This is a genomic window from Pseudomonas syringae (assembly GCF_021606685.1).
GTDB lineage: Bacteria > Pseudomonadota > Gammaproteobacteria > Pseudomonadales > Pseudomonadaceae > Aquipseudomonas > Aquipseudomonas syringae_R.
Genome location: NZ_WKCB01000043.1, coordinates 15,047 through 27,038 on the forward strand (window position 1 = coordinate 15,047; position 11,992 = coordinate 27,038).

At 62.0% G+C, this 11,992-nt stretch carries 10 protein-coding genes; 7 read left to right on the forward strand and 3 right to left on the reverse strand.

The annotated features are described in order from the left end of the window. Positions 1–178: 178 nt before the first annotated feature. Positions 179–1,843, forward strand: a complete 1,665-nt coding sequence (locus GIW02_RS16905; RefSeq protein WP_236411445.1) for a bifunctional diguanylate cyclase/phosphodiesterase — start codon at positions 179–181, stop codon at positions 1,841–1,843. A gap of 129 nt (positions 1,844–1,972) precedes the next feature. On the opposite strand, the gene GIW02_RS16910 is transcribed toward GIW02_RS16905, so the two are convergent. Further along, positions 1,973–3,376 carry a NorM family multidrug efflux MATE transporter gene (locus tag GIW02_RS16910; RefSeq protein WP_236411447.1) on the reverse strand — a complete coding sequence of 468 codons (1,404 nt, stop codon included), beginning with the start codon at positions 3,374–3,376 and terminating at the stop codon, positions 1,973–1,975. Between the two features lie 152 nt (positions 3,377–3,528). Here GIW02_RS16910 and GIW02_RS16915 point away from each other — a divergent pair, with 152 nt between their 5' ends. Beyond that, positions 3,529–4,449: a LysR substrate-binding domain-containing protein gene (locus GIW02_RS16915; RefSeq protein WP_236411452.1), complete on the forward strand. Its 921-nt coding sequence runs from the start codon at positions 3,529–3,531 to the stop codon at positions 4,447–4,449. A 177-nt stretch (positions 4,450–4,626) separates the two neighbouring features. Then, positions 4,627–6,603 (forward strand): methyl-accepting chemotaxis protein, encoded by a 1,977-nt coding sequence (locus tag GIW02_RS16920; RefSeq protein WP_236411454.1) that lies wholly within the window; start codon positions 4,627–4,629, stop codon positions 6,601–6,603. A 152-nt stretch (positions 6,604–6,755) separates the two neighbouring features. Here the strand turns inward: GIW02_RS16920 and GIW02_RS16925 are convergent, their stop codons facing one another. Both GIW02_RS16925 and GIW02_RS16930 read right to left on the reverse strand, forming a co-directional pair. Next, on the reverse strand, positions 6,756–8,252 hold the full coding sequence (locus GIW02_RS16925) for a YifB family Mg chelatase-like AAA ATPase (RefSeq protein WP_236411456.1): 1,497 nt from the start codon (positions 8,250–8,252) through the stop codon (positions 6,756–6,758). A 216-nt stretch (positions 8,253–8,468) separates the two neighbouring features. Further along, positions 8,469–8,729: an accessory factor UbiK family protein gene (locus GIW02_RS16930; protein WP_155582475.1), complete on the reverse strand. Its 261-nt coding sequence runs from the start codon at positions 8,727–8,729 to the stop codon at positions 8,469–8,471. Positions 8,730–9,150: 421 nt separating this feature from the next. Between GIW02_RS16930 and glnK the strand changes: the two genes are divergently transcribed. The 4 genes from glnK (at position 9,151) to sutA (ending at position 11,926) form a co-directional block, all read left to right on the forward strand. Then, positions 9,151–9,489 carry a P-II family nitrogen regulator gene (gene glnK, locus GIW02_RS16935; protein WP_002555808.1) on the forward strand — a complete coding sequence of 113 codons (339 nt, stop codon included), beginning with the start codon at positions 9,151–9,153 and terminating at the stop codon, positions 9,487–9,489. A gap of 34 nt (positions 9,490–9,523) precedes the next feature. Next, positions 9,524–10,861 (forward strand): ammonium transporter, encoded by a 1,338-nt coding sequence (locus GIW02_RS16940; protein WP_116626970.1) that lies wholly within the window; start codon positions 9,524–9,526, stop codon positions 10,859–10,861. 211 nt (positions 10,862–11,072) lie between these two features. Beyond that, positions 11,073–11,498, forward strand: coding sequence for a secondary thiamine-phosphate synthase enzyme YjbQ (locus tag GIW02_RS16945; protein WP_236411462.1), 426 nt, complete (start codon positions 11,073–11,075; stop codon positions 11,496–11,498). Between the two features lie 101 nt (positions 11,499–11,599). Beyond that, positions 11,600–11,926 (forward strand): transcriptional regulator SutA, encoded by a 327-nt coding sequence (gene sutA, locus GIW02_RS16950; RefSeq protein WP_016975879.1) that lies wholly within the window; start codon positions 11,600–11,602, stop codon positions 11,924–11,926. Positions 11,927–11,992 lie beyond the last annotated feature (66 nt).

Sequence of the window (11,992 nt, forward strand, 5' to 3'; positions counted from 1 at the left end):
TGTGACGTACCACTCGATCTAAATTTGCCGCTTTTGATAGTTTGCCGCAGGATGTCGGGGTTGTTTGAGACTAATGTTTACACTTTGCGTATTTGATAACCCCTATCATTGGTGATTATCAGGCCGCACGTCATAATGCCCGCCGCCAACGAAATCTTGCAGAGTCTAGGGAGCTAGCTTGTCTACGCCTGTCGAACCCTTGCGTTTGCTGCTACTGGCCGATATGCCTGAGTGGGCAGCGTTGTTGCGCGAGTGCCTGGCGCCGATGGGCGATGGGGCTGTGCTGATCAGTGCACCCAACTGGGACTCGGTGAGTCGTCTGTTCGATGACGACCACAGCGCCGTGCTGTTGACCACCCCCAGCCTGCAACCCGGCCCCGGCCGTTGCAGCCTGCCGTGTGTGTTGCTGTTGGAGCAGGAGCCGCTGGTTTCGCCGCTGGGCGTCAGCGATTGGCTGGTCCGTGACGGATTGGACACCCATACCCTGCGCCGCTGCCTGCGCCATGTGCGCGAGCGGGGCCTGCTGGAAAACACCCTGCAACGCCTGGCCGAGCAAGACCCGCTCACCGGTATCGCCAACCGCCAGGGCTTCCAGACCCTGCTGGCCGCGCGGCTGGCCGACAACGAAGGCCGCGGCCTGGCCCTCGGCCATCTGGACCTCGATAACTTTCGCCATGCCAACGATGCCCTCGGTCACCAGGCCGGTGATCGGTTGATCCTGCAAGTGGTCTCGCGGCTCAAGAACCAGCTTGAGGCCGGGGACCAATTGGCGCGCCTGGGCAGCGACGAATTTGCCCTGCTGATCGACACCCGCCGCGCGCCTCAGCGCGCCGAATGGATGGCCGAGCGCATCACCGAAGTAATGGCCGAACCCTACTGGGTGGACGGCGAAAGCCTGCTGATCGGCTGCAGCCTGGGGGTCGCGCATGCCCGTGCTCGTGCCGGCGCCGACCCGCTGATGTGGCACGCCCATATCGCCATGCAGCAAGCCAAGAGCACCCAGGGCTGCACCTTTCATATCTTCAACGAACGCATCAACCGCAACGCACGCAGCCTGGCCGACCTGGAAACCGAGCTGCGCCGCGCCCTGCGCCGTGACGAAATGGAGCTGCATTACCAGCCGCGCCTGGACCTCAATGACGGTCATATCGTCGGCCTGGAAGCGTTGGTGCGCTGGCGCCACGGCGAGCGTGGGCTGTTGCCGCCCAGCGAGTTCGTGCCCCTGGCCGAGCAAAGCGGCTTGATTGTGCCGTTGGGTTACTGGGTGATCTCCCGAGCCCTGCGCGACATGCAAGACCTGCGCGAGCGCGGCCTGCCGCCGTTGCACATGGCGGTCAACCTGTCGTTCCGTCAGTTCCAGGACAGCCAGTTGCTGTCCACCCTGAGCCGGCTGATTGCCGAGCGGGGCGTGGAAGCGCAATGGCTGGAGTTCGAACTCACCGAAACCGCCGTGATGCGCCGCAGCGACCTGGTCAAGCAGACCATGGACGCCCTCGGTCGCTTGGGCGTGCGGTTTTCCCTGGATGACTTCGGCACCGGTTTCTCCTCGTTCGTGCACCTTAATAGCCTGCCGATTGCGTTGCTCAAGATCGACAAGAGCTTTGTCGGCGGCATGGAAGAGCGCGAAGAGAACCGCAAGCTGGTGCACGCGATGATCAACCTGGCCCATAACCTCAACCTGGAGGTAGTGGCCGAAGGTGTGGAAACCTCTGAGCAGCTTGCCTTGCTGAGACTGTTTGGCTGCGACCAGGCCCAGGGATATCTGATCAGCAAGCCATTGCCGCTGCCGGAGTTGGTTCAATACCTGACACTCGGCAAAAGCCAGCAGGCGCTGCTGGGCTGATCTGCAAACCCAATCAAATGTGGGAGGGGGCTTGCTCCCGATGGCAGTGGGTCAGTCACCAGATGCAGTGACTGACACTCAGCTATCGAGAGCAAGCCCCCTCCCACATTGTTTGACCGAGCAGAGCACCTACTCTGTTTGGGCAGCCTGAAACGCAGCTTGAATGTCAGGCTCTTGCCGAATCATGCGCTTCATCTTCGCCTCAAACGCCCAGGTCAGGCTCACCGCCGCACAGGCCAGGCCCAGCGCCAGCCCCCACCACACACCGGTCGGCCCCCAGCCCAGGGTAAACGCCATCAACCACGCGGACGGCGCACCAATCAGCCAATAACAACCGAGCCCCACCAGAAACGTGGTCTTGGCGTCCTTGAGCCCACGGATACAGCCCATGGCGATAGTCTGCACGCCGTCGAACAGCTCGAACCAGGCCGCCACGGCCAACAGGCTCACGGCCAGGACGATCACGTCGTGGAATGCCGGGTCGTTATGGTCGAGGAACAATCCGATCAACGGGTCGGAAAACAGCCACAGGATGACGGCAAACCCCAACATCACCGTTGCACCAAATCCAATCCCCACGCGCCCGGCCAGGCGCGCCTGCAACAGGTGCCCGGCGCCGTAATGCTGGCCGATGCGCATGGTCACCGCGTAGGACATTCCCGCCGGCACCATAAACGCCACTGACACGATCTGCAGCGCGATCTGATGCGCCGCCAATTGCGTACTGCCCAGCGTGCCCATGCACAGCGCCGCGAAGGCAAACAAGCCGACTTCGACCGCATAAGTGCCGCCAATCGGCAGGCCCAGGCGCCATAATTCGCGCAAGTACCGGGTGTCGAGACGCAGCAGGCCGGTACTCAGCGGGTAGGCGGCGTAGGCGCGGTTGAGGTGGATGTACCCCATCAACGCCAGCGCCATGCCATTGGCCACTATCGCCGTGACCAGGCCTATGCCCATCAGGCCGAGTTTCGGCAGGCCGAACATGCCTTCGATCAGCGCATGGTTGAGCAGGTAGTTAGCCACCGCGCCGCCGAGGCTGATCACCATCACTGGCTTGGCCTTGCCAATCGCGCTGGTGAAGCCGCGCAACGCCATGAAGCTCAGGAAGCCCGGCAACGCGAAGGGCAGCATCGTCAGAAATTGCCCTGCCGAGTGCACGTTGGCTGGGGTCTGGCCGAACATCAGCAACACCGGCTTGAGGTTCCACAACAGCAGCGCCGCCGCCAGGGCCATCAACCATGCCAGCCACAGCCCGGCTTGCGTCAGGCGCGTGGCACCTTTGATATCGCCTGCGCCCTGACGAATCGCAACCAGGGTGCCCACGGCGGCGATCACACCGATGCAGAAGATCGACACAAACGAATAGCTCGCCGCGCCCAGCCCGCCGCCGGCCAGGGCCTGGGGGCTCAGGCGGGCCATCATGAGAGTGTCGGTCAGCACCATCAGCATGTGCGCCAACTGCGAGGCAATCAGCGGCCCTGACAGCCGCAGAATGGCCCAGAGTTCGGTACGCGCCGGATGCTGCATGATCATCACTCTCGAAATGTCTGAGGGTTGGGGGAGGGTTGATTCTCGGCGCTCTGCGCTGAATGCACAAAGGGATAAAAGCGATTGCTTGCATGATTAAAACTCATGCGATTGCGATTCTGGTAGGGTTTCAAAATTGCGCTGTCGGAGCTTTCCCAATGTCCCGCCGTCTTCCACCGCTTTATGCCCTGCGTGCCTTTGAAGCCGCCTCCCGGCATAACTCGTTTACCCGCGCGGCCGAAGAACTGTCGATCACCCAAAGTGCGGTGAGCCGACATATCCGCACACTCGAAGAGCATTTCGCCTGCCGCCTGTTTCAGCGCAGCGGGCGCAACTTGCAGCTCACCGAAGCCGCACGGCTGCTGTTACCCGGCGTGCGCGAAGGGTTCGCCGCGCTGGAGCGCGCCTGCCATACCCTGAACGCCGAAGACGACATCTTGCGCATGAAAGCGCCGTCCACGTTGACCATGCGCTGGTTGTTGGCGCGGCTCAGCCGCTTCCGGCATTTGCAGCCGGGCAATGAGGTGCAACTGACCAGTGCCTGGATGAGCGTGGACGAAGTGGACTTCAACCAGGAGCCGTTCGACTGTGCAGTGCTGTTGAGCTACGGGCACTTTCCGGCGGATTGGGAGGCCAGCTACCTGTTCCCCGAGCTGTTGATACCGGTCGGCGCGCCGAACCTGTTGAGCGACGGCCCCTGGGACGTGAACCGTCTGGCCAGCGCCGAGTTGTTGCACCCCACGCCTGACCGCAGGGACTGGCGCAACTGGCTGGAGCGCATGGGGTTGTCCTCCCAGGTGTCGCTCAAGGGCGGGCAGGTGTTCGACACCCTCGAACTGGGCATGATCGCCGCCGCGCGCGGCTACGGTGTGTCCATGGGCGACCTGCTGATGGTGGCCGAAGACGTGGCGCAGGGGCGGCTTAGCCTGCCGTGGCCTACCGCTGTCGCCAGCGGGGAAAGTTATTACCTGGTGTGGCCCAAGACCCGCCCCGGCGGTGAGCGCCTGCGCCGCCTGGCGGACTTTCTTCAGAGCGAAGTGAAGGCCATGGTTTTGCCCGCGGTAGAGCACCTGGATTGAAAGAACCCAGGCCCGCAATGCAATCGTTTGCGTGATACCCCTGTAAGCCGCTCAAGTATTGCCTCGCGCCGCCGAAGTAGGTGTGTTGGAACCATCGTGCACCAACGCTACCCACCAGATAATTTGCCGAGCAGCGCTATGAGATCAGGATGATCCTGGCCTCGGCCAGGAGCCCTCATGTCTCAACCTCGCGCCCGGATTGCCTCCCAGTTAGGCCTCGCATTAGCCGTGATTCTGGCTGTCGCCATCGGCGGCAGTACCGTTTTCGCCTTGCGTTCCCTCGACTCCGCCAACCTCGACACCCGCGAGGAGCACCTGGCCAGCGAAGCACGTTTGCTCGCCGACCAACTCAATACGTTCCACAGCACGTTGCGCGAGAGTACGCAGCGCCTGACTGGATTGTTTGAAAAGCGCTTCAGCGCCGGTTTGAGTGTGCAGGCCGATCAACTGGTCACCGTGGCCGGGGTGCAGACGCCGAGCCTGCTGCTGGGCAGCGAAGTGCTCAACAACAACTTCACCGAAGTTGACGAGTTCAAGCAGATGTCCGGCGGCGTGGCCACCGTGTTTGTGCGCAGCGGTGAGGACTTCATTCGCGTCAGTACGTCCCTGACCAAGCAGGACGGCAGCCGTGCCATTGGCACTGTGCTTGACCGCCAGGGCCCGGCCTACCAGCGTGTGCTCGGTGGCCAGGCGTATATCGGGCGCGCCGTTTTGTTCGATCGCTCCTACATGACCCAGTACAGCCCCGTTCGGGACAGCAGCGGCAAAGTGATTGCCGTGCTGTTCATCGGTTTTGACTACACCGACGCGCAGGCCGCTCAGTTTGAAAACCTCAAGCGCTTCCGCATCGGCCAGACCGGCTCCCTGGCGTTGCTCGACGAGCAGAAACGCTGGCTGGTGGCGCCGGCCGGTGTGCAGGCGTTGGATCAGTCGGTTCCAGTGATGCTGGATCTGGCCAAGACCCCGGGCAAAGGCCACTTCTGGAGCGACAAGAACGAAGACTTCTACAGCGTTTCGGTGCCGTTCGACGGTGGCCCGTGGGCGGTGGTCGCGAGCATGCCGAAAGCCGAGATCCGCGCGGTTACCTGGTCGGTCGGTATTCGCCTGGTGATCGGCAGCGTGCTGGCGATGTTGCTGGCAGTCGGTGCCACAGTCTGGCTGCTGCGCAGCAAATTGCAGCCGCTGAGTGACTTGGTGCGCCAGGCCGAAGCCCTGGGTGCGGGTGACTTGAGCGCACGTCTGAATGTGTCCAGCCATGACGAGATCGGCCAACTGGCCCGCAGCTTCAACCAGATGGGGGAAGCGCTGTCGACCATGGTTTCGCACATCCGCAAGGCCGCCGGAGAGGTCAACAGTCGTGCCCAGGCGCTGTCCGGTTTGTCGGGTGGCGCCTATGAAGGCATGGAGCAGCAGTCCGGCGAGATCACCAGCATGGCCGGCGCGGTGGAAGAGTTCAGCGCCACCTCGTTGAACATCGCCGATAACATGGGCAGCACCGAGCGCCTGGCCCAGGAAAACGCCCAGCAAACCCGCATCGGCCGCAACTCGATGCAAGAAGCGTCGTCGTCGCTGGAGCATATTGCGGCAGCGCTGAACAGCACCGCCACGGTGATCAACACCCTCGGCCAGCGCTCCCAGGAAATCGGCGGCATCGTCGGCGTGATTACGTCGATTGCCGAACAGACCAACCTGCTGGCGCTCAACGCCGCCATCGAAGCCGCCCGCGCCGGTGAGCAGGGCCGTGGTTTTGCCGTGGTGGCCGACGAGGTGCGTAACCTGGCGTCGCGTACCCGCGAGGCGACCGATGAAATTTCCGGGATGATCCAGAGCATCCAGAAGGAAACCGGCAACGCGATCAGCACCATGGAGCACGGCAATGTGCTGATGCAGGAAGGCCTGTCGCGCAACGCCGATGTGGCGTCGGCCCTGGCGCGTATCGACGAGCAAAGCCGCTCGGCCGGTCAGCAATTCGCGGCGATCACCACCGCGACCCAGGAGCAGAGCAGCACCGCCACCTTGCTCAGCAGCAACCTGCAAAGCATCGCGCTGGCCAACAGTGAGCAGCGCGAAGTGGTGTCCAACCTGGCGATCACGGCCAAGGAACTGGAAACGCTGGCGGCAGGCTTGCGCCATGAGGTGGATCGCTTCCGCTGAAAACCGGTCTTCCAGGCATAGCTGAGTCAATGTGGGAGGGAGGTTGCCCCCGATAGCGGTATATCAGTCAATTGATGGGTGACTGAGCCTCCGCCATCGAGGGCAAGTCGAATCGTCGCACCGGCCCTCCCACATTTGGACCTGCTTTAGGTTCAAGTTATTGCCGCTGGGCGGTATTGCAAGGCCTCCTTCAGGTGGTTGCGTGTGATGTTGTCCACCTGATCCAGGTCCGCCAGGGTGCGTGCCACCTTGAGCAGCCGGTGGGCCGCGCGCAGCGACAGCGTCAGCCTTTCGCAGGCAGTCTCCAGCCAGCCTTCATCGACTTTCGTCAGTTTGCAGTGCTGGCGTAGCCCCGGCAGGTCCAGAAAAGCATTCGCACAACCCTGACGTCGTAGCTGGCGCTCCCTGGCTTGGGCGACCTCTGCCGAGGCTTTGGCAGTGTTATCCCCAGCCGCTTGGGTCGGGTTCAACGCAGTGGTTTCGCGGGCTACGGTCAGGTGCAGGTCAATGCGGTCCAGCAACGGCCCGGATAGCTTGTTGCGATAGCGCTGGATCTGCTCCGGCGTACAACGACAACGCCCGCTGGGTTCGCCCAGGTAACCGCACGGGCAGGGGTTCATTGCCGCGACCAACTGAAAGCGCGCGGGGAAACTCACACGGTCGCGCGCCCGGGCAATCACGATATGCCCTGACTCCAGTGGCTCACGCAGCACTTCGAGGACCTTGCGATCAAATTCCGGCAACTCATCCAGAAACAACACCCCATGATGGGCGAGGGTGATTTCCCCCGGCTGCGGTTTCGACCCGCCGCCCACCAGCGCCGGGCCTGATGCGGAATGGTGCGGCTGGCGAAACGGGCGGTGCGGCCAATGGCTTAACGGCGCCAGGCTGACCACGGACTGAATCGCCGCGACTTCAAGCGCTTCCTGCTCGCTCAGTGGCGGCAACAACCCCGGCAGGCGGCTGGCGAGCAAGGTCTTGCCGGTGCCCGGTGGGCCGCTGAACAGCAGGTTATGCGCTCCGGCGGCGGCAATCAGCAACGCGCGCTTGGCGCCTGATTGCCCCTGCACTTCACTCAGGTCCGGGTACGGCTTGTTCAAGTACAGCAAACCGTCGGACTTGTAAGGCTCAATCGGCACTAGCCCGTTCAGGTGCGCCACCACTTGCAGCAAGTGATCCACCGCGATCACCTTCAATCCCGACGCCAGGCACGCTTCCTCGGCATTGGCCCTGGGCACTATCACCGTGCGCCCGGCCTTGCGCGCCGCCAGCGCGGCCGGCAACACGCCTTTCACCGCCCGCACTGCGCCGGACAGCGCCAGCTCGCCCAGGCACTCCACGTCGTCGAGCATCAGCGCCGGCACCTGCACGCTCGCCGCCAGAATGCCCAGGGCAATCGCCAGGTCAAAACGCCCGCCGTCCTTGGGCAGGTCGGCGGGCGCGAGGTTGAGGGTGATGCGCCGTGAGGGGTATTGCAGGGCCGAGTTGAGAATGGCGCTGCGCACGCGGTCCTTGCTTTCCTTGACCGCGGTTTCGGGCAGGCCCACCAGCGTGAGGGACGGCAGACCATTGGCCATATGCACTTCAACGGTGACGGCAGGGGCTTCGACGCCAATTTGGGCGCGGCTGTGGACGATGGCGAGGGACATGCTCGTTCCTTGAGGGGGAGGGCCGCTTCCTGCGGTTTTTCAAGGGTAGACGAGGTGGGGAAGAGCGACGCGGGGGAGGTTTTACAGAACGTATCCGTGTGGCAATGCAAATCATATGTGGGAGGGGGCTTGCTCCCGATGGCGGTGTGTCAGTCAATATTTTCTGTGACTGACACTCCCTCATCGGGGGCAAGCCCCCTCCCACATTGACCGCGTTTATTCAGCCGTAGGCGTCAACCGTGCTTCCAGCTCAGCGACCTTGGCCTCCAGGCTCTCCAGGCGCGCACGGGTGCGGGCCAGCACGACCATCTGGCTATCGAACTCCTCGCGGCTCACCAGATCGAGTTTGCTGAAGCCACTCTGCAGCAGCGCCTTGAACTGGCTTTCGATTTCGTTGCGGGGCAGCGGGGTGTCGCCGCTGAACAGGCGAGAGGCGTGGCCGCTGAGGGCATCGAGGAGGTCTTTGGGCGCGAGCATGGGAAACATTCCGGAAAAACTGTTGGCGGGCAGTGTATCACGCAGCGTCTATAGTCTTTTTCACGACCCGGTGCGCACGCTTTTCGCGCATTGAGCCGGGCAGTGGCGCACTGTTTTCGTGCGCATTGGCGCTGCCAACCCGCCCCACCGGTGGGCATAAGTGGGCAAAGGACTGATTTCAGTGATTTTTACGGAGCTGGCAAGGTTTCTGCTTAGACGATCATGACCCATGCACTGATGCAGTCGCTGTGACGAATGCAGTGCGCCGACGGATCAGGGGTACAGGTTTCGTCACCAGTGGTTCGCGGGCGTCGCCAAGGCAACTGCCTGCGACGACGCGTTACAAAGCCAGGCACTGCGCTTAGACTTGAGACGGGTTTGTTTTCCTGGGGCAAGTCCACCAATTCGGGAGAGAGTTTTCATGAAGCTAGTCACTGCCATCATCAAGCCGTTCAAGTTGGACGATGTACGCGAGTCGTTGTCCGAGATCGGCGTGCAGGGCATTACCGTTACTGAGGTCAAAGGCTTCGGTCGGCAGAAGGGTCACACCGAGCTGTATCGCGGCGCGGAATACGTGGTCGACTTCCTGCCTAAGGTGAAGATTGATGTCGCCATTGACGACAAGGATCTTGATCGGGTTATCGAGGCGATAACCAAGGCCGCCAACACCGGCAAGATCGGTGACGGCAAGATCTTCGTGGTCAATCTGGAACAGGCTATTCGCATCCGTACCGGCGAAACCGATACCGACGCAATCTAAGCCGCCAAACCCCAACGCCCCAGGAGAAAACAATATGACTCTGCGTAAATTCGCAGGGCTCGGAGCCCTGTTGTCCATCGTAATGCCAAGCCTGGCCATGGCGGCAGACGAAGTGGCTGCTCCAGTCCTCAATTCCGGCGACACCGCATGGATGCTGACGGCCACCGCACTGGTGCTGTTCATGACCATCCCTGGCCTGGCGCTGTTCTACGGCGGCATGGTCCGCTCCAAAAATATTCTGTCGGTGATGATGCAGTGCTTCGCCATCACTGGCCTGATCAGCATTCTCTGGGTCGTCTACGGTTACAGCATCGCGTTCGATACCACCGGTATGGAACAGGGTGTGGTCAACTTCAACTCCTTCTTCGGCGGCATGGGCAAGGCGTTCCTGGCAGGTGTCACCCCGGCCAGCATCACTGGGCCTGCGGCGCTGTTCCCGGAAGCTGTGTTCATCACCTTCCAGATGACCTTCGCTATCATCACCCCGGCGCTGATCGTCGGTGCGTTCGCTGAGCGTATGAAGTTCTCCGCGATGCTGATTTTCATGGGCATCTGGTTCACCCTGGTCTATGCACCGATCGCGCACATGGTCTGGAGCGGCAACGGCGGCCTGATGTGGGACTGGGGCGTGCTGGACTTCGCTGGCGGCACCGTGGTGCACATCAACGCCGGTGTGGCTGGCCTGGTGGCGTGCATCGTGCTCGGCAAGCGCAAAGGCTTCCCGACTACCCCGATGGCACCTCATAACCTGGGTTACACCCTGGTGGGCGCGGCCATGCTGTGGATCGGCTGGTTCGGCTTCAACGCAGGTTCTGCGGCTGCCGCCAACGGCACCGCCGGCATGGCGATGCTGGTGACTCAGATCGCCACCGCCGCTGCGGCACTGGGCTGGATGTTCGCCGAGTGGATCACCCACGGTAAGCCAAGCGCACTGGGCATCGCCTCGGGTGTGGTTGCCGGCCTGGTTGCCGTTACCCCGGCCGCTGGCACCGTAGGCCCGATGGGCGCCTTGGTGATCGGCCTGGTGGCCGGTGTGGTCTGCTTCTTCTGCGCCACCAGCCTCAAGCGCAAGCTGGGCTACGACGACTCCCTGGACGCGTTCGGCGTGCACGGTATCGGCGGCATCGTTGGTGCGATCCTTACCGGTGTGTTCGCAGCCCCTGCTCTGGGCGGCTTCGGCACTGTGACCGACATTGCGGCCCAAGTCTGGATCCAGTGCAAAGGCGTCGGCTTCACCGTGATCTACACGGCTATCGTGACCTTCATCATCCTCAAGGTGCTGGACATGGTCATGGGCCTGCGGGTTACCGAGGAAGAAGAGGCGGTCGGCCTCGACCTGGCACAACACAACGAACGCGGCTACAACTTGTAAGTATGCGAAAAAAAGATGCCCGGCTTGCCGGGCATTTTTTTGCCTGGCGTTTGTCAGTGGTAAGACGCGGTAACGGTTTTTGTACCCAGTTTGTGAGCGGGCGCACGCGGTACTTTCAGGCATGCGAATGTCTTACAGGCACGTGGGCGTATTCGGCACTTTGTTTTTTCCCAGAGCGCGCTAGAATGCGCGCCGATGGGCGGAGAACTGTATGTGGCAACAGACCCTGATTACCCTGCGGGCCAAGCCCCGGGGCTTTCACCTGGTGACAGACGAGTTACTGGCCGGCTTGCCTGAGTTGAAGGCTTGTCGCGTAGGCCTGTTGCATTTGTGGCTGCAGCACACCTCGGCCTCGTTGACGGTCAACGAGAATGCCGACCCGGCGGTTCGCCGTGACTTCGAGCGTTTCTTCAATTCACTGGTGCCGCAAGGCCAGGCAGGACTGGAGCACAACGACGAAGGCCCGGATGATCTGCCGGCGCACTTCAAGGCCAGCCTCCTGGGCTGCCAGCTGAGTTTGCCGGTGAAGGCCGGCCGCTTGGCGATGGGGACCTGGCAAGGTGTTTATCTGGGCGAGCACCGTGATCATGGCGGTGCTCGTAAAGTCCTCGCCACTCTGCACGGTGATGGGGCATAAGCCACTGGTTAACCAGTGGACGTTGATTTTTTCCGGCAACCTCGACAGAGGGCGAAGCTGGGCTATAACTAATCTGCTTTTCGCAAGTCATGAGGTAGAACATGAGCGACGATGATCTGGAAAACGACGAACTCGAAGTAGGTGACGAAGACGACACCGAAGAAGGTCTTGAAGCGGCGGCGGAAGACGTTGCTGACGACGACGGTGGCGATGATGCGCCTGCTCCTGCTGCCAAGGGCAAGGCCAAGGCTGCCGTGTCGGTAGACGAACTGCCGAGTGTTGAGGCCAAGAACAAAGAGCGCGATGCGCTGGCCCGTGCGATGGAAGAATTCCTCGCCAAAGGCGGCAAAGTGCAGGAAGTCGAGGCCAATGTGGTGGCAGACCCACCTAAGAAGCCAGACAACAAGTACGGCAGCCGACCTATCTGAGGTCAGTCACCCGCTTGTAGGAAAAGCCCGCCGTCGCTGCGGGCTTTTTCATGCCTGGAATAAATT